This window comes from Planctomycetaceae bacterium, assembly GCA_041398825.1.
GTDB lineage: Bacteria > Planctomycetota > Planctomycetia > Planctomycetales > Planctomycetaceae > F1-80-MAGs062.
This window is the reverse complement of sequence record JAWKTX010000016.1, coordinates 30,000-51,829: the sequence shown is the minus strand read 5'-3', so window position 1 is coordinate 51,829 and position 21,830 is coordinate 30,000. Positions and strand designations below refer to the sequence as shown.

At 54.5% G+C, this 21,830-nt stretch carries 17 protein-coding genes; 11 read left to right on the top strand and 6 right to left on the bottom strand.

The window, feature by feature from the left end; genetic code table 11:
- The first annotated feature begins 376 nt into the window (after positions 1-376).
- Genes R3C20_22830 through R3C20_22820 form a run of 3 tightly spaced genes read left to right on the top strand, consistent with a single transcriptional unit; the run spans position 377 to position 3,073 of the window.
- Complete coding sequence (locus tag R3C20_22830) at positions 377-1,426, top strand: rod shape-determining protein (GenBank protein MEZ6043343.1); 1,050 nt, start codon at positions 377-379, stop codon at positions 1,424-1,426.
- Complete coding sequence (locus R3C20_22825) at positions 1,404-2,483, top strand: rod shape-determining protein MreC (protein ID MEZ6043342.1); 1,080 nt, start codon at positions 1,404-1,406, stop codon at positions 2,481-2,483. The genes R3C20_22830 and R3C20_22825 overlap by 23 nt, the downstream gene beginning before the upstream one ends.
- A complete protein-coding gene (locus tag R3C20_22820; GenBank protein ID MEZ6043341.1) occupies positions 2,480-3,073 on the top strand; it encodes a hypothetical protein in 594 nt (197 codons plus the stop codon). Before R3C20_22825 ends, R3C20_22820 begins: the two co-directional genes overlap by 4 nt.
- A 140-nt stretch (positions 3,074-3,213) precedes the next feature.
- On the opposite strand, the gene R3C20_22815 is transcribed toward R3C20_22820, so the two are convergent.
- Positions 3,214-3,561, bottom strand: coding sequence for a hypothetical protein (locus tag R3C20_22815; GenBank protein ID MEZ6043340.1), 348 nt, complete (start codon positions 3,559-3,561; stop codon positions 3,214-3,216).
- A gap of 318 nt (positions 3,562-3,879) precedes the next feature.
- On the opposite strand from R3C20_22815, the gene R3C20_22810 reads away from it, so the two are divergent.
- The 5 genes from R3C20_22810 (at position 3,880) to R3C20_22790 (ending at position 12,041) form a co-directional block, all read left to right on the top strand.
- Positions 3,880-4,623, top strand: a complete 744-nt coding sequence (locus R3C20_22810; protein ID MEZ6043339.1) for a TIM barrel protein — start codon at positions 3,880-3,882, stop codon at positions 4,621-4,623.
- A 296-nt stretch (positions 4,624-4,919) separates the two neighbouring features.
- Positions 4,920-6,491: a citramalate synthase gene (gene cimA / locus R3C20_22805; protein ID MEZ6043338.1), complete on the top strand. Its 1,572-nt coding sequence runs from the start codon at positions 4,920-4,922 to the stop codon at positions 6,489-6,491.
- Between the two features lie 374 nt (positions 6,492-6,865).
- Complete coding sequence (locus R3C20_22800; GenBank protein ID MEZ6043337.1) at positions 6,866-9,898, top strand: valine--tRNA ligase; 3,033 nt, start codon at positions 6,866-6,868, stop codon at positions 9,896-9,898.
- Positions 9,899-9,903: 5 nt separating this feature from the next.
- Positions 9,904-11,094, top strand: coding sequence for an L-2-hydroxyglutarate oxidase (lhgO, locus tag R3C20_22795; GenBank protein ID MEZ6043336.1), 1,191 nt, complete (start codon positions 9,904-9,906; stop codon positions 11,092-11,094).
- A 191-nt stretch (positions 11,095-11,285) separates the two neighbouring features.
- Positions 11,286-12,041 carry a DUF2459 domain-containing protein gene (locus R3C20_22790; GenBank protein ID MEZ6043335.1) on the top strand — a complete coding sequence of 252 codons (756 nt, stop codon included), beginning with the start codon at positions 11,286-11,288 and terminating at the stop codon, positions 12,039-12,041.
- A 228-nt stretch (positions 12,042-12,269) separates the two neighbouring features.
- On the opposite strand, the gene R3C20_22785 is transcribed toward R3C20_22790, so the two are convergent.
- The 3 genes from R3C20_22785 to R3C20_22775 form a co-directional block, all read right to left on the bottom strand.
- On the bottom strand, positions 12,270-14,342 hold the full coding sequence (locus tag R3C20_22785) for a LysM peptidoglycan-binding domain-containing protein (GenBank protein ID MEZ6043334.1): 2,073 nt from the start codon (positions 14,340-14,342) through the stop codon (positions 12,270-12,272).
- Positions 14,240-15,298 (bottom strand): 16S rRNA (cytosine(1402)-N(4))-methyltransferase RsmH, encoded by a 1,059-nt coding sequence (gene rsmH / locus R3C20_22780; protein MEZ6043333.1) that lies wholly within the window; start codon positions 15,296-15,298, stop codon positions 14,240-14,242. The genes R3C20_22785 and rsmH overlap by 103 nt, the downstream gene beginning before the upstream one ends.
- Before the next feature lie 244 nt (positions 15,299-15,542).
- A complete protein-coding gene (locus tag R3C20_22775) occupies positions 15,543-15,776 on the bottom strand; it encodes a carbon storage regulator (GenBank protein MEZ6043332.1) in 234 nt (77 codons plus the stop codon).
- Positions 15,777-16,287: 511 nt separating this feature from the next.
- On the opposite strand from R3C20_22775, the gene R3C20_22770 reads away from it, so the two are divergent.
- Both R3C20_22770 and R3C20_22765 read left to right on the top strand, forming a co-directional pair.
- Positions 16,288-17,391: a DUF1573 domain-containing protein gene (locus tag R3C20_22770; GenBank protein ID MEZ6043331.1), complete on the top strand. Its 1,104-nt coding sequence runs from the start codon at positions 16,288-16,290 to the stop codon at positions 17,389-17,391.
- Between the two features lie 404 nt (positions 17,392-17,795).
- The gene (locus tag R3C20_22765) at positions 17,796-19,235 is read left to right on the top strand and encodes a tetratricopeptide repeat protein (protein MEZ6043330.1); all 1,440 of its coding nucleotides are present in this window, start codon (positions 17,796-17,798) and stop codon (positions 19,233-19,235) included.
- Here the strand turns inward: R3C20_22765 and R3C20_22760 are convergent.
- Positions 19,199-20,068: a hypothetical protein gene (locus tag R3C20_22760; GenBank protein ID MEZ6043329.1), complete on the bottom strand. Its 870-nt coding sequence runs from the start codon at positions 20,066-20,068 to the stop codon at positions 19,199-19,201. The two genes, R3C20_22765 and R3C20_22760, sit on opposite strands and share 37 nt — an antisense overlap.
- Positions 20,069-20,212: 144 nt before the next feature.
- On the opposite strand from R3C20_22760, the gene tsaE reads away from it, so the two are divergent.
- The gene (gene tsaE / locus R3C20_22755) at positions 20,213-20,701 is read left to right on the top strand and encodes a tRNA (adenosine(37)-N6)-threonylcarbamoyltransferase complex ATPase subunit type 1 TsaE (GenBank protein ID MEZ6043328.1); all 489 of its coding nucleotides are present in this window, start codon (positions 20,213-20,215) and stop codon (positions 20,699-20,701) included.
- A gap of 242 nt (positions 20,702-20,943) precedes the next feature.
- On the opposite strand, the gene R3C20_22750 is transcribed toward tsaE, so the two are convergent.
- Positions 20,944-21,813 carry an SDR family oxidoreductase gene (locus tag R3C20_22750; GenBank protein ID MEZ6043327.1) on the bottom strand — a complete coding sequence of 290 codons (870 nt, stop codon included), beginning with the start codon at positions 21,811-21,813 and terminating at the stop codon, positions 20,944-20,946.
- Positions 21,814-21,830: the final 17 nt, after the last annotated feature.

The window sequence follows — 21,830 nt, the reverse complement described above, 5'->3', positions numbered from 1 at the left end:
AACGGAAGCAGCCCTGCGGTGTTCGGTCTCCGGGTGCATGCGGAGGCAGCGTTTCGCCCCTTTTCGCTTTCATTGCCTGTTTTCCTGACGGCCCTGAAGCACATCCCATGTTGAAGCCTGCGGATGCTGGCCGGGGATGCTGCCGTGGACTTCACTAACAGAGATTGCTGGATGTGCTGCGGCGCTTCGCTGTGACGTTTTCGCCGTGCTGAAAATCGAAGATGAAGGGGCGACTGGCAGTCAGGTTGTTCGCGAACAGCGGCAGATTTCGCCGGGTGAATGTGAGTCTTGCGGTGTTTGCCGGTTTCGGCGTAGATTAGGGCCTCCGTACAACGGAATACAGCTGATCTTCTCTTTTCTTCGGGTGCCTGCACGGATGCTTGCCTGGGTTCGAAAACGTTTCTGCGCGGATCTTGCGATCGATCTGGGGACGACCTCCACCCAGATTGGTTTGCCGGGCGAAGGCATTCGAATTGACGAACCATCCGTTGTTGCAGTGGCACGCGGTGCTAACCGAATCGCTGGTCGAGGTGCGGCCGTTGGGAAGCTTGCCTATCAGATGCTCGGGCGGACCCCCGAGGGAATTCAGGCCGTTCGCCCGCTCAAACACGGCGTGATCAGCGATTTTGAACTCTGCGAAGCAATGCTGCGGTATTTTATTCGCAAGGCTGTCGGCGGTTCGCGAGGGCTTCGACCAAGAGTCGTGATTGCTGTTCCTGGATGTATCACGCCCGTCGAACGGCGAGCCGTATTCAACAGCGCGGAACGCGCCGGAGCGGGACGAATCTGGCTGATCGACGAATCGCGTGCCGCGGGAATTGGGGCGGGACTGCCCGTATCAGAACCACTTGCCAGCATGGTTTGCGATATCGGAGGGGGGACCACGGAAGTCGCTGTTATGAGTCTTGCGGACGTTGTGGCGTCGCAGTCCATTCGAACGGCCGGAGACGCCATGGACGATACCATTGTCCGTTATCTGCGGAAACGATATTCGCTGCGCATTGGTGAGCAAACGGCCGAGCAGCTGAAGATGGCCATCGGCAGCGCGGCGACACTTGATCATGAGCTGACTTACGAAGCCAGTGGACTCGATACCGCCAGCGGTATTCCTCGCAAGGCGCTTGTGACAAGCGAAGAAATACGGCACGCTCTGTTCGAACCGCTGGAAGAAATTGTGGACTGTATCCGTCGGACGATTGAACGCTGTCAGCCGGAACTGATCGCCGATCTGGCCGATACAGGTATTGTGCTGACCGGCGGCGGATCGCTTCTGCGAGGTATCGACCGCTATCTAAACCAGCACCTGGGAGTACCAGTGCGTCTGGCAGATTCACCACGCACCACTGTGACCCGCGGCGCGATGATTTGTCTCGATCATCTTGAGAAGTGGAAGTCGGGGCTGGATGACGGCCAGCAGCGGATGTAACGCCATGCGAGCAGAAACCTATCGCCTGCGGATGTGGCTGACTGCCATTTCGATGAGCCTGCTGTCCGCCATCGCGCTGGTCGCAGATTCCTGCGGCTTATTGTCCGGATTTCGCACGCGCCTGCATGATTCTCTCAGTCCCGGGCGATTATTGCTGGTTAGCCTGGGAAACGTCGGGGACGCTGCCGATGGTTCTGTCGAAAGAGCAGAGGGCCAGAATGCTCGACAGAATATCTCGGATGAAACTGCGAATGACGGAATTGAGTTGCAGTATCAACAAAGCGAAATGCAGCGCCGGCAATTGCTGCTTGAGAACGCACGACTTCGCAACCAGCTTCGTCAGCAGGCCATGCTGCAGCAGGTGGATGATCTTGTGACGACAAATTCCGCAGGCTTTGATACCGGGGGTACTAACAGTTCTCTGCACCGGTTTCTGGTGACGCCTGCGCGTGTGATCAGTTCACGAGGGCTTGCAGATTCTCTCCGCGATCTGATCGTCGACGCAGGTAAAGTCGCTGGAGTCACACGTTCCGAATTGATTGTAGACGGGAGCGGTTGGTTACTGGACAAGGGAACTGATTATCAGGTCAGTGCAGGTGATCGAGTCCTGGCAGGGGCTGTTGTTGTTGGACGCGTGGCCCAGACAGCTCGCTGGGTGAGCCTGGTGCAGCCAGTCACCGATCCGGAATTCTCCGCCAGAGTACAGTTGATGCGAACTTCGTCGCAGGGTCAGTTTTTCGGCGCGGAAGGTATCCTTACCGGAAGTCAGGGCCCATCGGACTCCGGCGTGGATGCTGATAGTGAATGTGAAATCCACGGAATCCCCTACACGGAAGCTGTGAGCGTTGGCGACGATGTCGTTTCGGCCGACATCAACGGAACGAACGGTCCACGTCTCTACTTTGGTCGAGTCAGCAGGGCTGAATTTCTTCAGGGGGGGCAGTGGTCGATTCGAGTGCGTCCGGCCGTCGCCAGTCTGCAGCTGGATGACGTGGGCATCGTTCGGCTCGACCTGAATTTGCCGGCCCCAGGCTCGGGCGAGGAGGCGAAGCCATGAAGGCGGGGTTGATGATTGCTTTGCTGCTCTGGATGACACTTTGTGTGGAATTAGCGTGGCCCGACAGATTACCTTCGGGTTGCCTGATGATTCCTCTCGCGGTGGCTGCAGCCTGCTGGCTCCGAAATTCGCTGGGAGTGGTCCTCTTTTCGTTCATTCTGCTACTGAGCTGGATTGCTCGGCCGGTCGGTTTGCCACTGGCGGCGATCGTCTCTCCGATCATAATTGCCGCATTTCTCCTTCGCACCGGACATTCCGGAAGGGAGGGATCTCGCGTGTCAGTTGCTGCTTCGGGCTTGCTGCAACTACCTTTGTTGGTCGTGCTGGTGTCGGTGCTTCATCAGGCGGCCATTCATGCTTCCGGGTTCCAGGGACCGGCTGTTTCAGACGCCGCCAGTGTCGTCGGACACCAATTCATTGAGCTGATCCAGGCGCTGGTCCAGGATCCGGGAAGGTTTGCCAACAATACCCTGGCGGTTTTGCTGATTGCTGTTCCTTTCAGCGTCGTCCTGAACATTCTGCTTGTGTTGTCCGACGAACTGGGTTTGCGACGCAATCTTCAGGCCGGGCGGGATATTTACGGCTTTTGAGTGCAACGGTGCCCGGGGATTCTGGTTTGATTTTTCGTGAAGCGCGCAAAAAAACTGCGACTGACCGGTCGAAGCGAGTCGACCAGAAAATCGCAGTTGCGTGTTTCGTTCTGCACCTGTTTCGTGCAGAATCGCTGTGACTACTTCATGAAGAAATCTGTCGGGCCACGCAGTGTGTAATAGGGATACTGATAGACGGCCGGCTGCGCATTCTCGGGTGGGTACATCAACTGTCCAGGCACCGAATAGGTGTGAAAGTTTCGATGGACCGGGTGGAATGGCAGATTGCAGTTGCCGCTTTGGCAACTTCCTCCTGTTGGGCAGGCACCGGTTTGGCACATTCCCGTCTGACACTGGTCGCATTGCCCATGACCACCGTAGAAGGCATCCGGGCTTTGACCACGAAAGGTCGGCGTCGTTGAGGCGCAGCCAGTGGCCAGTAGTCCAATCGCCCCCGAAAGCAGCAGTGCAGTTGCACGTGAAAACATGGATTCCATCTCCCCTCTGCGGTTCATCCCCGCAAACCCAATGGAGGTCCCGTGGTGAAAATAAGTTGCCGACGACGGTCGCCTACTCTGTTTCAACGACTTCAACAATCGATCGCATATTCGTTATCGGCAACAAAGCTCCTCAATCGTGCAAAATCCCTACAAATCATCCCGATGTTGAAACAGGAAGATTGTGTGGTCTTGCGTAAACTGGCCGGTCGCAATACAGTCATTGGGGCAGGATGGAGCAGGTGCGGCAAGTTCTTGGATGTCGTAACTACCTGCAAATTAACAGTTTGTGAATAAGGGAGTGTCACTGTGCATATTGCCGCTTCGACGCGAAGTCTGTGGGATTTGGCGTTTCCGGCAGCGTGTCTGCAGATTCAGGATTTGGGATTCGACAAGGTCGAAATCTGGCTGAACGAAACATCTGATCAGCTAAAGCCATCTCAGGTTGCAGCAAACCCGGAGGCCTACGCAGGGCAGGTTCGTGAGGCAAGTCGGCTAAGCCCATCGGCGATTTTTCTTGAGACAGACGTCGATTTACCCACCTTCGCAGGTATCGTCGAATACGCCAAACTGCTCAAGATTGCCCAGATTACAATTGAAGCATCGCCACGCGGGACGCCGTTCAACACTGAGATTGATCGACTGCGGGAACGCGTTTCTCTTTGCCACCAGGAGGGGGTGCGGCTCAGCATCCTGACAAAGACCGGGCTCTTGAGTGAAGATCCTCATACGGCTGTAGAGCTTTGTCAGAGCGTGAAAGGCCTTGGCATCACTCTTGATCCATCGTTTTTTATCTGTCGCACTGGCGGTAGTGTGGATTTTGACGTGGTATTTCCCGAGGTTCTGCATTTGCATCTTCGGGATACATCCCCCACCGAACTTCAGGTTCCCGGCGGTTTGGGAGTGGTGGACTACAATGAGATCGTGAGTCGACTGCGTCAGTGTAATTTTCAGCGAACGATGACCATCGATTTGTTTCCGGGGACAATGCAGGGCGAGGAACGCCTTCTGGAGCTTCGGAAACTGCGGTTGTTGCTGGAATCGCTGATTTGAGTGCCCGCAGCCGGAGCTGTGGGGATTCTATCGGGACATTTGTCAGGACAGCGGTTACTCAATTGACGCCACGGTATTCTATTCCGTAGAGTTCCCACCTCTGTATTACCCGGCAGCAGCTTTATCATGAAGAACGAAAGCCTCATTCGGATTCCTGTGATTTGCGACATTATTGTCTGCAACCGGAGCTGCTTTGCCTGAGGAATCAGCTGATTAAACACACAACCCTCAGGATTCCCTGAGGGTTTTTTTATTTCCCGGCGTTCTCTCTGCGGCATTGAAAGACGATCGACATCATGCCTCGAATCCAGCTTTACGACACGACTTTGCGCGATGGTTCTCAGGGTGAAGGAGTGAACTTCTCTCTGCAGGACAAACTCATGATCGCTTTGAAACTGGATGAATTGGGTTTCGATTACATCGAAGGAGGTTACCCGCTTTCCAATCCGAAGGATGAAGAATTCTTTCAGCGTGCCGCTGAAATGGAATGGAAGCATGCGAAAATCACCGCGTTCGGAATGACGCGTCGCAAGGGTGTGACGGCGGCTCAGGACGTAGGGATGCAGGCCCTGGTGAACAGCATGGCGCCGGTGATTACGATCGTTGGCAAGACGTGGGATATGCATGTCACTGAAGTTCTGCGTGTTTCGCTGGAAGAGAATCTGGCGATGATTCGTGATTCTGTGGCGTTCGCGAAAGAAAACGGTCGCGAAGTCATTTACGACGCGGAACACTGTTTCGACGGGTGGCGAGCCAACCCCGAGTACGCTGTGCTGACCTGGAAAGCGGCTGCTGAAGCCGGTGCCGATATGATTTGCATGTGTGATACGAACGGTGGCAATCTTCCCGAGCAGATTGCGGAAGCCGTTGCTGCTCTGCGTGCCGAAGTCGACTGCAGGGTGGGCATCCATTGCCACAACGATTGTGATCTGGCCGTCGCAAATTCTTTATCAGCTGTTTACGCCGGTGCGATTCAGGTGCAGGGAACGATCAACGGAATTGGTGAGCGTTGCGGGAATGTTGATCTGGTTTCTGTGGCCGCAAACTTGTCATTGAAGCTTGGCTACGAAGTGCTCCAGCCAGAGCGGATTCAGCGATTGACGGAGCTTTCCCGTTATGTTTACGAACTGGCGAATATGAACTTTCGTCCCGGTCAGCCTTTCGTTGGTTCCAGTGCGTTTGCCCACAAGGGAGGCATGCATGTCCATGCTGTCAATCGGATCGCACGCAGTTACGAACATATCACGCCCGAATCCGTTGGAAACGCGCGTCGCGTTCTGGTGAGCGAATTATCAGGTCGGTCGAATATTGTTGCCAAGACGACAAAGTTCAAGATTGCGGAAGACAACGCGTTGATGTCCAGAATTCTTGAAGCCGTTCAGGATCTGGAAAATGAAGGGTATCAGTTCGAAGCAGCTGAAGCCTCATTTGATTTACTTGTTATGAAGCAGGCTGGTACTTACGTGCCGACGTTTGCCCTGGAACATTATCGCGTCAATGTGGAGAACCAGTCGCGTGAACCCATGACAGAAGCTGTGATCAAACTCCTGATTGACGATGTCACTCAGCACGTCGTCGGCGAAGGCGATGGTCCCGTCAACGCTCTGGACTCTGCACTGCGAAAAGCCCTGACTCCGGCCTACGCCGGCATCGCAGACATGAGTCTGGTGGACTATAAGGTTCGCGTGATTAACAGCAGTGAAGGCACGGCAGCGCGGGTCCGTGTCGTGATTGAGAGTCGAGACAAAGAAGATATGTGGAGCACTGTCGGGGTCAGCGAGAACGTCATTGAAGCCAGCTGGATCGCTCTGGTCGACGCATTTGAATACAAGATCCACAAAGACCGCGGGATCGTCGCCCGAGGCTGAAGTGATGATGTTCGAATGGGATTTTGCGTTTTCAATGGATTCCGCCCAATGCATCGCCATCTCAGGATGGATGCCAGACAGAAGCTGTGGCAATGATCGGGCATGAATTCCGGAACCGCTCTGCTTGTTCAGCATCGTGACTAATTTCCTCTTATCTACTATTCTCCTCGTCCAATGTCGTACTCATACAGCCGCTCATTTCCGGACACAGGCGTGCGTCGCGCGGGGGCGCATGCTGAGTTTTCGGAAGCATGCACTCCCAGCAATGTCACCTGGGGTCTTTTCGATGCCGGAGAACGTCACATCGACGATTTCCGGTTTTGTTGAAACAACCTTATTTCGGTACTGAACCCGTCCATTCTGAAGATCCTGCAATGTCTGCTGAACTATCAAAAACCTACGAACCATCTGAAGTTCAATCCCGCTGGATACAACACTGGGAATCTCGCGGGTACTGCAACGCCGATCCAAAGGCAGATCGCGAACAGCACACCATCATGATTCCGTTGCCGAATGTCACGGGAGCCCTGCACATGGGGCACTGTCTGAATGGCACGGTCCAGGATTTGTTGACTCGCTGGCGACGGATGCAGGGACAGGAAGCGTTATGGATGCCGGGAACAGATCACGCCGGCATCGCGACTCAGGCCGTTGTTGAACGACGGATGCTGGAGGAAGAAGGGCTGACTCGCCACGACATCGGTCGCGAGGCGCTGGTGGATCGCATCTGGAAATGGAAAGACCAGTACGAAGCAAGAATTCTGAATCAATTGAAGCAGATCGGTGCGAGCTGTGACTGGCGGCGTGTTCGATTTACCCTGGACGAAGTATGCAGCAAGGCGGTCCGGCGAACGTTTTTCAAAATGTTCTGCGACGGCAAAATCTTTCGTGGAAAGCGCCTGGTTAACTGGGACACCCATCTGCAAACCGCGGTTGCAGATGACGAAGTCTATACCGAAGACATCGATGGTCATTTCTGGACGTTCAACTACCCGGTTGTTGATGATGCCGGTAAACCAACCGGTCAGAAAATCAGCTACTCAACAACCCGTCCGGAGACCATGCTGGGCGACAGTGCGGTTTGCGTACATCCGACAGACGAACGCTATACGGACCTGATTGGTCAGCGCGTACGGATCCCGGTCAATGGCCGGTTGATTCCGATCATTGCTGACGCCCTTCTGGCTGACAAAGAGCTAGGTACCGGTGCCGTTAAGGTCACGCCGGCTCACGATCCGAACGACTATGCTTGCGGTCTTCGCAATGATCTGCCCATGATCAACGTGCTGAATGCGGACGGCACGATCAACGAAGAAGGTGGCGAATTTGCGGGCCTCGACCGTCTGGAAGCCCGCAAAGCAATTGTGAAAAAGATGGAGGACCTCGGCCAGTTCGAAGGAGTTGAAGACCGCAGAATTCCCATGAAGTTCAGCGATCGCAGCAAGACGGCCATTGAACCTTTTCTCAGTGATCAATGGTTCGTGAAAATGGACCAGCTGGCACAGTCGGCCATGGATGCGGTTGAAGATGGTCGTGTCAGAATCTTCCCCCAGCGTTACACGAAGACTTACATGGACTGGCTTGGGGAAAAAAGAGACTGGTGTATCAGTCGTCAGCTCTGGTGGGGGCATCGGATTCCGATCTGGAGCAAACCGGCATCGACGGAGCAGATTGCTGCGCATGCCGATGGCGGCCTGTTTGAATTGCCTGAGTTCGGTGATCTTTCACAACTTGCTGCGGTCGTTGCCGATGGCGTCATGCCCGGGGACAAGACACTGCTTGTGTGTGTCGCTGATGGGTGTCCACAAATAGAAGCCAAACTGGAAGCCGCCGGATTCGAACAGGACCCCGACGTTCTCGATACGTGGTTCAGTTCTGCGCTCTGGCCGCATGCGACCCTGGGTTGGCCGGATCTGAAGCACAATCCGCCACTGGCAGGGGCAGAAACCGGAAACGATTCAAACGAAGTATCCAATGAAGTCCTGGACTTCTTTTACCCCGGGTCCGTTCTGGTGACATCTCGTGACATCATCACGCTGTGGGTTGCGAGGATGGTGCTGACGGGACTCTACAACATGGGAGACGTCCCATTCCGCCACGTTTATATTCATCCAAAGATCCTGGATGGACTTGGACAGACGATGTCCAAATCCAAAGGCAATGGTGTTGATCCACTGGAGTTGATTGAGAAGTACGGCACAGACGCGGTGCGATTCACTATCTCGTCGTTGTGTGGTGAAACACAGGATGTGCGTCTTCCTGTCGGGTATGAATGTCCGCACTGCCAGGCCATCACACCTCAAACGAAAGAGCACCAGGACATGAAACCGATGGGCGGGGCAACGCCGTCTATCAGATGTGCGAAGTGTAAGAAGCCATTTCAGTTCCCAAGTCCCTGGTTCACGCCGGACGAAGGAGCGTCGGTTGCCAGGATTGTCAGCGAACGTTTCGAATATGGTCGCAATTTCTGCAACAAGCTGTGGAATGCCTGCCGCTTTGCTTTCATGAATCTGGAGGGATACACGCCTGATCCCGTTAATGAGGCGGACCTGCAGATGGAAGATCGCTGGATCCTGAGCCGTTTGGCAACGACCACTAACGAAGTGACAACGATGCTGAATCGCTATCACTTTGATCAGGCCACTCGCACCGTCCGCGAATTCACGTGGAATGAATACTGCGACTGGTATCTGGAAATGGTCAAGCCGCGACTTCGAAACGAAGAAACCCGTGCCACTGCGCAGCGGGTGCTGGTGGTTGTAACCGACGCGCTGCTGCGAATGCTTCATCCTTTTGCACCGTTCATCACGGAGGAACTCTGGCATGGCCTCAATCACCTCGCGCCAGTACGAGGTCTTACGGATCAGGTCGAGGCAACGGAAAGTGTGATGATTGCGGCCTGGCCTGAACTGCCTTCTTCGTTGATCGATCAGGCTCTGGAAAAACGATTCGAACGCCTCCAGACAATCATTGTGGCAATTCGCAATGTGCGAGCGTTGTATAAGATCAGCCCGAAGGAACCCCTGAAGTTATTTATGAAGTGTCAGCCGGAAGTGGCTGACCAGCTTCAGGCTGTTGCGGATCAGTTCGATAATCTGGCAAGAACCATGCTGGAAGCTGCGGGCGTGGACATCACTCGACCGGGTGCGTCCGCGAGTTTCGCTCTGGATGATGCAGACGGTTTCATTCCTCTGGAAGGATTGATCGACCGTGAAGCAGAGCTGGACCGCAAACTGAAAGAACGCGAAAAACTCAACGGGTTTATCGAAGGCCACTCGAAGAAACTTGCGAACGAAGGTTTCGTCAGCAAAGCACCGCCCCACGTCGTCAACGAAATTCGTGAGACACTCGCCAGTCTGCAGTCCCAGCTGGAAAGCGTCGAACGCATCATTCAGGAATTGAGCTAGCATCGATGGAGACGGCCGACGTAATTGTGGCTGGTGCCGGCATTGTCGGACTTGCGACTGCCTGGCAATTGATCCGTCGGCAGCCCCGATTACGTGTCATCGTTCTGGAAAAAGAAGCGACGGTTGCGTTCCATCAAACGGGCCGCAACAGCGGCGTCATTCATTCCGGAATTTACTACAAGCCCGGTTCGCTGAGGGCAAAGAATTGTCATGCGGGTCGGCAGGCTCTCGAGGTGTTTTGCGACGAGTACGGTGTCGCGTGGCAAAGAACCGGAAAGGTGATCGTTGCGACGTCAGAGTCTCAGCTGGAATCATTGAACAGCATTCTGCAGCGAGGCACCCAAAATGGCGTTCGTTGCGAAATGATCGACCGTAAGCAGTTGTTGCAGCTGGAGCCGCATTGTGCAGGGATCAGCGCCATCCATGTTCCGGACGCGGGTATTGTTGATTACCCGGGCGTATGCCGAACACTTCAGGATCTGATCGAAGCAGCCGGTGGTCGTGTAATGCTGAACATACGAGTGACAGACATTCGCCAATCCACCGAACGTGTGACCATCGCTACCAGTGCAGGAGAATTCGAAGCGGCGCAACTGGTGAATTGTTGCGGGCTCCACAGCGACAGAATCGCGCGTCTGAGTGGCCAGCAACTCAGAGAACGGATTGTGCCGTTTCGCGGCGAGTACTACGAACTAAAGTCCGGTGCCGAACATCTTTGCCGGACACTGATTTATCCTGTTCCCGATCCGCAGTTTCCGTTCCTTGGCGTTCATTTCACTCGCATGATTCATGGGGGTGTCGAATGTGGGCCCAATGCTGTTCTGGCATTGGCGCGGGAGGGTTATAACTGGAAGACCATCAACATGCGGGATTTGACTGAATCGCTGTGCTACAGCGGATTCAGAAAGTTGGCGATGCGATGCTGGAAGACGGGGCTCGGTGAAATCCATCGATCGTTGTCCAAAACGGCTTTTGTTCGAGCACTTCAGAAACTGGTGCCTGAGATCACGGCCGATGACTTGGTTGTTGCTCCGGCAGGTGTTCGTGCGCAGGCCTTAGGACTGGACGGTCGGTTAGTTGACGATTTCATGATTCAGCGACATCAACGAACATTGAATGTCTGCAATGCGCCATCGCCCGCCGCCACTGCCTCCCTGAATATCGGGAAACTGGTAGCAGAAGCAGTGCTGAATTAGATAACTGGCACCGGATCCGGCAGCTATTGCCAGCGGATGCCGCTGTGACAGGATCACTCAGGCTCGAATCCCGAAAGTATCGCCTGCTGCTCTTGTCTGAATCCCGCTCCACGGAAGAACATCACTCGGTTCATCTGTGTGCTGGTCGACGGCACAGAAAATTCATCGTGGCGATCATGAGGCGTCCCAAGATGGCACTGAGGATCAGTCAATGCATCCTGCTCGCGGCGAGCGTTCTTCCACTGTCCGGATGTTCGATGCTGCAGGAGGCCATTCATTCCCGACCGGTGATCCGCGCGCAATCTGCCAGCATTCAGCCGGTCTCCTGGGAAAGCAATTCAATTAAGTCGATCTTTGTTGTCGGTCATGGCTGGCATACCGGGATCGTTTTGCGTGTGGCAGATATCACACCGGAAGTCTGGCCTGAAATTGAAGAGTTCAGGCAGTTCAGGTACGTCGAAATTGGTTGGGGTGACGAAGGATTCTATCGGATGGATGGCTTGAAGATGGGAACGGCAATGAAGGCCGCATTCTTGCCAACACCCAGCGTGATGCATGTGGCTGCATTTGACCTGAGCCCGGACCTGGTTTTCGATCACAGCGACGTGATCGCCCTGGAACTGGGGTCGGACGAATTCGAATCGCTGACAAAGTTTATTGCCGCGACGTGCAGGCGTGGTGCCGATGGTGAGGCAAAGGACCTTGGTGAAGGCCGCTACGGTTACAGTCGCTTCTATCGGGGAGCAAAGAGTTATTATTTGCCTCAAACCTGTAACGTCTGGACCGCCCAGGCCCTCCAGCAGGCGGGACAGCCCATCTCTCCATCACTCTGCGTTACTGCAGAAGCAGTCATTCGTCGTATGCATGAGTGCGGTGAGACTCTGAATCATTCCGATGCCGGTCTGAAACGGTCCATGCTCCGTGCCGAACGTCCAGAAGTGGAATAGCACTCCGAGCTGATGTCTTCCCGATTCCGCCAGACAGAACCATCCGTCTGACGGCAAATCTTCGGCTCAATGACATCCGGTTTTAATGGATGACAACTGCAGCCTAACTGTCCGTTGAAAAGCCGCGACCGGCACGCAGGACGACTGGAAACCATCGTGTTTTAAGGTCTCCTGTTCGAGCCAGTCCCGTTTTTCAACAGGCTGTCGACAGCGCGGTGCGTTCGGGATTTAGTTCGGACTGATGCTGACTTCGACAGCATCATCTGGCAGGGCCAGGACCAGCCCTGTTTTCAGTCGGTTTGGATCTCTGAGTATACTCTGATTCAATCGATAGATTTCTATCCATCGTGATGATCGCCCCAGATATCGTTCAGCAATCTCCGACAGCGTTTCGTTTTCACCAACCCGATACCATGCAGAGCCATCTTCTCTCACAATAAATCGGGCTGGCAGTGCTGTTCGAGGTTTGCTGTCGACGAATAACTCGGGGTAGCGTTGTTCAAGCAGGTCGGCTGGCGGTGTGAGTACCTTCATGCCAGGCCGCATGCGTGAAGGGTCCGGAATTCGATGTTGATTAAAGACCGCAAGCGCGGAAAAGTAACGAATGGTTCCATAAACACGCTTTGAAATTTTGGTGTAATTGTCGCCATTCTGAACTGTGATCACTTCATAGTTGCCACCGTCGTCAACAGGAGGTTCGACTGCGGTGACATTGTTGAACGCTGCCAGACTGAATTTACCATCGCGTATGCCAGAATTGTTGCGTCGTTGGTTGCCCGGTTGTTGAGGACTAGAGCCATCCGCGCGAGGGAACATGATGGACGAAGGGTTTGCCCTGGTTCGCGGTTGCTCTCCAAAGAATTCAACGCCTGCATTGGATGCATCCGTGGACGAATCACTCTGTGCGCTGTTCTTCGTTCCGTTCGAATGAAGATTGAATGCAGGTTCATCGTCGAAGGAGAGAGTTGGTGGGTTTGCCTGTGGCAGCGTTGGCGCTGCTGACGAAAACGGATCAACTGTTTCTTTGCGGCTCGGTTCTGTTGAAAACGGATCAGCTGGTACCTGCTGTGGATCCAGCATGGCAACTTCGACGGGCTGCTCTGGCTGCGACAATGAACCGAAATCTGGTAGTTGCACTTCCAACTCGGCTTTTTCGGGCTGCAATCCCGCCTCTCGCTGAGGTGGATCGAACGAAAGCATAGGGGCCGGATCATTTCCGGAGAACGAAGTTTCCTGTGGTTGCAGCGATGGTGCAATTTCAACGCCGACTCCTGGTTCGTCGTCTGCGCCAGCGCCATTCAGGTCAAGTCCCTCAACTTCCGGAACTGACGATGGGCGTGCATGGTTGGAGGCCAGCGTTGTTTCCTCTGATAATTCTCCAAATACCAACTCCGGTGCTGGTTGGCTCTCAGTGGCTGGAAAAGCCGGGCGGCCAGCGTCGAAACCCAGGTCGCCCGCCGCCAAATCCGGCGTTGCATTGTGTTCAGGTTGCATCGCCAGAGCTGGCGGCTCCACCGCGTTGCTCTCTCCGAAGTCAAAATCGACTTCAGGGGTTGTATGCAGGAGGGTGGGCTGTTCAGCTTCTGAGTTCAGCGGTTTTGCTTCCGCTATCGCAGGTTCGTTCAGCGAGTCAAATGAAAGTCTTGGTTCTGTTGCTTGCGGAGCCGTGTTTGCCAGGGCGATGGTTGATTCCTCCGTTGGCGGTGTGTTCGCGGTCGGAGCAGTTTCCATTCGAAATGGATCTGAAAGTTCTTCTCGATCGGGCACCACAAGATTGAGATTTCGGGAGGATCCGTTTACTGCTGTCGCTGGTTCCGATGTGCTTGCAGTGGGCTCCTGCGCGAATAATTCACCATCACTGAACGGGTTGTCGTTCAGCATTCTTTCGTGACCTGGACTGTGGGGTTCTTCGAGTTCAGTCGCTGAATGTATTTCAAGCGTTTCGCCCGGATGGGTTGCAGACGCAATACTGGACTGCGACGCATCGATAAATGAACTGATTTGATCGGACGGGTTCAGTGGCGCGTCGGAAGCACTGGCTTTCTGGGGCGAAATGCTTGCCTGCATCAGGCGTTGCTGGTGCATGTCGACCTTGCGGTAGACCAGAAATCCAAACGTCAGCACAAGGATCACAATGGTGATCATGCCGAGTTTTGTTTCCAGGGAGAGACCGCCTGAGGTTTCTTCGTCGGTGTGTTCTACAGCTTCCGGACTGCTCGAAGTTTTGTTGAGCGACTGCGTGGATTCAGTCGTACTTCGGCCGGGGTTGGTTCCAGCGGAGTTTTTGTCAGAACTTGCCATCCCTGGTGTCCTTTGCATGCGTTCTTGACGATGCGATCTTCGAGTGAGTGGAACGTAAGAATGACGGCGATGCCGCCCGTCTTTAATATTCGAGGCAGCACTTCTGTCATCATTTGCTCGACGTGCTGCAGTTCGTTGTTCGTTGCGATACGAAGGGCCTGAAAGACTCTAGTTGCAGGGTTTCTTCCCGCACCACGTCGCTGGCCCGTTGCGGCCTGAACGCAGTCTTCGAGCTGCGCTGTTGTTTCGATGGATTGTCCGCGGGAACGCCGCTGGATGATTTCGGCAGCAATCTTCTTCGCGGAAGGTTCGTCGCCATAATCTTCCATCATTCGAACCAGCTCCGCTTCCGATGAGATTCGAAGAAGTGTTGCTGCTGTGGGTGTCCCGGCGGCATGGAATCGCATGTCCAGGGGGCCACCTGCATCGAATCCGAATCCACGTTCCCGATCGGCAAGCTGATCCGAAGACAGTCCCAGATCAAGCAGCACTCGATCGGCATGCTCCAGACCAGCCGCGGACAGAAACTCCGCCGCCCGGGTGTAGCTGCCGTGATAGAGCTGGTAGTTCGACTGTGTCGGAAACTCGTTCCGCAGTCTTTCCGCTGCCAGTTCCAGCATCGTTGCGTCGCGATCGATGGATACCAGCCGGCCACCGGGTGAGATGTGTTTTAGAATTAAAGCGCTGTGTCCACCACCGCCAGCCGTTCCGTCAAGGACCGACAGCCCGGGCGAGAGCTGCAGCTGATGCAGCACCTCGCGGGGCATGACTGGGATGTGGACCGACTTTTGTCCCGAAACCATGACCGGTTGTTTCGTGAAAGTGGTAGGGGGCGTTGAGCGACAGGGATCTGGGAGGTTGTTGAGTGGAAGTGAAGGAAGTTGAGGGGAGTGGATTTGGGCAGGGGGCCAGAGCTGGCGAGAGGCGGGAACAGGCAGGAAGGGAAGATCGACCACAGGATCTGCGGCGATCTGCTGGATTGTAACCTGGACCTGAAACACTCGGAAAGACCACTTTCGGGCGTGGCAGACGGCGGCCACCGGGCGGGGCGGCCTTTCGTGACGCGAAATTCAGAATTCAGACATACTGAGGGGCCGTCGGCACCTGGCGCATGAAAAAGGCCGAACATTTCTGTTCGGCCTGTAATCAATTCTGATTTCCCGGAGGGCCCGGCAGGACATCCTCCCCGGAGAAACTTGCTCAGGTTGTGGGAGCGACGACTGCATCCGTGGCCACGACGCTCGTGCCCCGACCGCTGAAGTCACACAGCTCTTCTCGAACGATATTCATCGTCTTTGGCGCTTCAATTCCGATCCGAACAGAATTCGGTCCGATTCGCACGACAGTAATTGCAATGTCGTCACCAATCAGAATTCGCTCACTCGTTTTTCGTGAAAGTACCAGCACGCCATTCTCTCCCTGCAACTGAGCCATCGGCCATCCTTGCTCCGAAACAGTCCTATCCACATGAATAAGACCAGCACTTGCTGCCGCTTGAAGGATGCCATCGGCAGAAACCGCCTGACATCACTTTGACTGCGACGTCATAACGATAACACCCGACAGAATCCTTGCAACCCCAATCCTGAGTGTTTCAGGCATTACTGCCTCTAAATGCAGCATGCTGCCGTTGCCTGTTTTTTGGGCAGTATGAAAATCAGGCATCTGTTCATGTTCATGCTGTGGTTTGTGGGCCGTGTTCTCTCGGGTTTGTCTGTTTGTTGGCGCGGTGTCAGTTTTTCTGTTGGGCTGCAGTTGGTTCGCGGGGAATTAACCCGGGGCTGCGGCCGAGCGGCCGATTTGGGTATACTCCGCTCTGGGTAAAAGAGATTCTCAGGGCGACCGTGAGCTGACGGGTCACCAACTTCGTGGACCGGAAATGACTCCGACAGATTTAATCACGGCGGCAGTTTCGTAATGAACCAGAGATGGAGTGACGAGTTCGATGCGACAGGGCATGTCTGCTGAGGAAAAGGTTGAAAGTCGCGCCGATGCTTCGTCCGGCCGGTGGACCCTTTCGGGGGTCCTGCTTGCGGTGACTCCGATGCTTATTGCCACAGTTGCTTCTCGTGGTGAATATCCGCCATTGACTGTCTCCGGTGATCGAGCCAGCCTGGTCTTCAGCGAGTACCTCATGCATTTTGGCAACGACCCGGTTCCCCAGCAGCCGGAGATCAATGCCACTTTCCTGTTTCGAAATGTGGGCAATTCGCCAGTCGAAATCACGGACATGCAGCCGAGCTGCGGATGCCTGAAACCGCGAATCAGCAGCCACAGTGTCGCACCAGGGGAATCAGGCAGGTTGACTCTGCCTGTAAAAACGGCGACGGAAGCACCAGGATTTCATGAGTACACCGTGACAGTTCATTTTAATGATCCAAAACCTCGGGCCACCACGTTGACGCTGAAGCTGGTGCTGCCGAAGAAGACAATCCAGATTGAGCCCAAGGCGCTGTATGTCATTGGGCAATCCAGCCATACTGTCGAACACAACGTCGTGGTTTCAGATTTGACGGAAGCTCCCTTCCGCGTTGAGGAAGTCATGAGTTCGACACCATTGTTTACGCCAAGGGTGATCGATCGTCAGCGCGATGAAAACGGAAGTCGAACAACGATCGGGATCACGATCTCTGAAAAACTGCCTCGTGGAATCCAGCGTGGTATTGTGCAGGTCACGACGACTGATGAAGCGACGCCGTATCTTCACATTCCGGTCCTGGCCCGCGGTCCGGATCGAGATGCTGATGAACTGGTCGCAGTGCAACCGGAGCATTTTCGGCTGCCAGCCATGAAAAACATGTCGGTGGCAGCGACGGTTGAATGCACGTTGCCAAAAGCCTGGAAGATCAGTCATATTGATACCTTCCCGCTGGAGCTTGATGTCGAATTTGAAAATGTTGAAATTGCCAGAGACGATCTTCAGCAGCTTCGGCTGAAGCTCACGTTCAGCCAGTTGCCCTTGGCAAGAATTGAAGATGGCGTCGTCACTGTTCATGCCAACGATGGCAATGACATGGTCACCATACCAGTGCAGATCGTCTGGCCATGACTAATTCTGGAAGACCAAAATTCCAGGGAATGCCGAGCTTCGCTGTGTGTGGTGGGTTATCGCCCTCTCCCGGTTCCCTGGCGAACTTCATGTGCAGTCAGGAAGGCCATGGTGGCAGACGAGGAACTTTCGTTGCCCTGCAGCGGAAGTGCTTTGGCGTCTGCTGATGCGTTATGTCAGAACGTCAAACCAGTTTCCCCAGACGACTTGCAGAGGTCGTGGCTTAGTTGCGGAGTGTTGACTGCGTGCGGTTCGTTGGGTTCACCGTCTGGTGAGGCGAACCATGCGTCTGTCGGGGCGGTGTTAAAGGCGGGCATTGCGAAGTCGACATTGACACTCATTAATGAACTGGGTTAAAAGCCTGGCATTGCCAACGTAACTGGTCCACGGATGGAGCCACTGAAATGCGCAGGATAGTCTTGTCTGCCGGTTTGATGTTGTCCTTGACGGGTTGTGGGTCGAATTCACAGCCTTCTGAACCTTCTGCGGGCATCCCGTTGTCCATCAACAATCCGTCGAGTTCTGCTCCATCAGATGTGGCGAAATCACCAGCGCAAGACGGCGCATCGCTTTCCGGAAGCGAGGCTACCAGAGAGTTGCACGCGGAAGCGGTTAAGCAGTTGATCCAGAAAGCAAGTGCAGCGGTCACGGCGCGCAAGAACAGCATTGCGATTGAATCGTTGAGTCAGGCAATTGGTATTCAGCCGGACGATGCGAATCTGTTCCGAATGCGAGCCGATGTTTACGTGCTTCAGGGCGAAATGGCCAACGCACGGGCTGACTTCAGCACAGCAGTTCGTCTGAATCCGAAGAATGCCGACCTGTATAACTTTCGGGGCTACTTTCTGATGTCACAGGGGCTGATGGCTGAGGCGAATCAGGATTTTGAGACTGCCGTCAGTCTGAATCCGCAAATGGCGGCGGCATGGAACAACAAAGGGCTGGTGGCACTGGCACAGAACGACCACAAGTCTGCGTTGCTGGATTTCACGAAGGCTATTGAAGTCGACTCCACGTACGTTGACGGCTGGAACAATCGCGGATTTGCTCGCATGAAGCTGGAGCAATACGAAGACGCGCTGGCGGATGTGAAGCAAGCGATCCAGCTGGATGACAAATATCCGACCGCGTGGAATAACTGCGGACTCATCTGCCTGAAGATGGAAAAGTTTGACGAAGCGGAAAAAGCTTTCACGCGCCTGATTGAGCTGGAACCAATGGATTCAAGGTGGCTGAGCCATCGTTACGCAGCATTAACCAAACTTGGCCGTTTCGAAGACGCCCAGAAGGATGCTCAGCAGGTCGAATGGCTCACGGAACTGAACGAACTTTCCCGTGACGCTGCGGCAAACGCCCGCAAGCCGGAGGCGTGGATTCGCAGAGCTCAACATCTGATGAATGGCCAACAGTATGGCGCTGCTATTCAGGACTACACTCGAGCAATTCTTGTAAGTCCCGGCAACTGTCTGGCCCTTGCCGGTCGTGCGGAAGCGTGGATGAAAACCGGCGACATGAAGAAAGCCATGGCGGACAGCGAAGAAGCGCTGGTCAGCAACGGCGGCCAGGACACTCTTCTGGGACGCAATGCATATTCTGTTCGGGGTGACGTCTGGTTCGCGATGGAGAATTACGATCAGGCGATAGAGGATTTCGAGGCCGCTCGCCGTTTTGACGATCGTGTCGCAGAAGCCTACGAACTTCGGGCTGCGAAGCTGCAGGAGGCTGGTGAAACAGCCAATGCTCAGGCAGATCGGGCGAAAGCTCGCGAAATTCGTGACGCCCTGGCAGGCCAGTTAAAACCAGAAACTCAGGAGGCGGCTGTCCCGTTTCCGGATGAACAGTAGTCAATGATTTCCCCGGGCAGGGGACCTGAAGGAAGTACAAGCCCGGCATGCGGTGATGCTTTCAGCAGAAATGTGTCTGAAAATCCTTCGAGTTTGAATATGCCATCCTCCCAATTCACAATTGTCGGTGCTGTCGGCTTTCTTAAATTTCTGTAGATGATGAAGGCACTGGCCAGGCAACCGAATGCCCCGCCTGTCATCGCCCGAAATTCCCCCAAAAGAATTGCTACCACAGAAACGGCAAATGTAATTGCCGACGTGTGACACAGGATCCGTTTTCGAAAATCCTGTTTCTTCGCAATGCGAGAGACATACCAGGTGACGGTTGCACGATGCTGTCTGGCGAAGACCATGATCAGGATCATGATCATCGCCAACACATACAGGGACCACCTGATTACGTCAGCAAGTGTCAACGCGGTGCGGGGTATCTGCATTGACGAATCCGCTATGTCTGACACAGCCATGAGTCCGACCCACCCAATGTAGATGTAGCGAAATGCCGGCACGGCGAACACGCTGTTCAGGCTGATCTGCCGCTTGTTCCGGGACAGGTTTACCTCGGCCCCGGAGACGATGCAGATCGGCGGCAGTGTGATGACGCTACCGCCAATAATCGCCTTTCCATCAATCGCAAATCCTATGTCCTGCAATTCGGATGCCCCGAATGGTTCGAGCCGAACACCGGGCGGCGAATACGGGTTCTCGCGAACGTCGCTGTTGATGTCGGGGAAGCCCATCATCGATTGAGTGATCTCAGTTGTTGCACACAACAGACGTCGCATAGTTGCAGGTCGCAGAACTCCGGCACGCAGGGTCTCAGGTGCATTCACGGGCAACTGCGTTTGCAGAGAATACGATCAAACCTTTTCGGTATGCTATCAATTCGAGTGGTGATTCTCCAAACTGCAGCGTTCGAATCCAGGCTCCGTCTCACGCCTGCGATACTGATGAATCCGCCTGAAGAGTGTCTCTGCATGTCCGAATCCATACTCTTTGACAGCCATTGTGAATCTGACACCGATAAGCTCGCCCAGCAGATGGCAGGCGTGCTGACATCGCAACACATGATTGCTCTGAACGGTCAATTGGGTTCGGGTAAGACGCGATTTGTGCGTGCTCTTTGCGCTGCCCTTGAAATCGATACTGATCAGGTCAACAGTCCCACCTTTGTACTGTTGCAGTTGTATTCGGGGGGCCGAATTCCTGTTGCCCATTTTGATACCTATCGTCTGGCCGACGTTGACGAGTTTCTGGCGATCGGTGGCGATGATTTTCTGAACAACGGCGAATCTCTTTGTCTGGTTGAATGGGCCGACCGAATTGCTGAGGTTCTGCCGGCCGATCGTCTGGATGTTACGATTGAACAAACGGGCGAACATTCTCGTCGATTTCACATGACAGCCACCGGGCCGCAATCGTCCGTTGTCACCAGACATTTGCAGGCAGCAATTCCCATGCTGTAATTTGCCTGGTGGTTTGTCGACGGATTCCATGCCGGACGAAAACGAAAGGCTCCGCGGTATGCCTCAAATACAGCGACCTGCTTTGGCTGGATCTGACATCGCGAAACCCGAACAGGAATGTGTTGCATCCGGTTTGTGATCAGCCAGACCGAGCCATGGCCGTGCGATTGGTTGTAGAGCTGCCCGGAATCCTGACTCACATTCACTCTGAAACACTCATTGTGTAACGGTCGTGACGGGCGTCACTCCTTCAATTGATCATTGGCGTGCATCATCGCGGCTCTTCGCAGAAACCTTCGCGAGGCCGCCAGAATCAGATATTCACCCAGTCGGGGAAACATTTCACGGAGTGCAAATATGGGACGCATTGGCGGCCAGTTTACGATGATTTCCGGTTGGCCGTTTTTAATGGCATTCAGAACTGCGTCTGCCACTTTGTCGGCGGTCGTACTTCCCATCAGCGGTGAAGTCCGCTTGCTGGTGGCCGCGACAATGCGATCATAAATACCACCGTCTCGTGTGAACCCGGGACAGATGGCAGTCACATTGACACCCGTCGATTTTAATTCCCCGCGCAGGCCCTGAGTAAATCCGACAAGTCCGGCTTTTGTCGCTGCGTAGACGGCCCCATAGGCCGGACCGTGCTTACCTGCTGTCGACGCCATGTTGATGATGGATCCTGACTGACGTTGCTGCATATGCGGCAGCACCAGCCTTGTCAGCAGAATGGTTCCGGTCAGATTGATTTCAATTGTCTGAAGAATCTGTTCAGTGGATACCTTCGCAAATTCTGAAAAACAATCGATCCCTGCGTTATTGACCAGGACATCGATGCGGCCGAATTGTTCGAGCGTTCTTGTAACCAGGCGTTCCAGATCATTAGGATCAGAAACGTCTGTCACGACGTATTCGCAGTGCTGGCCTTTCGACTGCAGCTCGGACCTGAGTGACCGAAGTTTTTCCTCGGACCGCGCGGCCAGGACAACGGTGAAGTTCTGGCTGGCCAGACGCTGCCCAATAACGCGGCCAATTCCCGCCGATGCCCCGGTAACAATCGCTACTCGATTGGCAGTTGGAGATGTCGAGGTGAGAGTCGATTGAGAGTCTGGCATAGGTTGCGGTTTGAGAC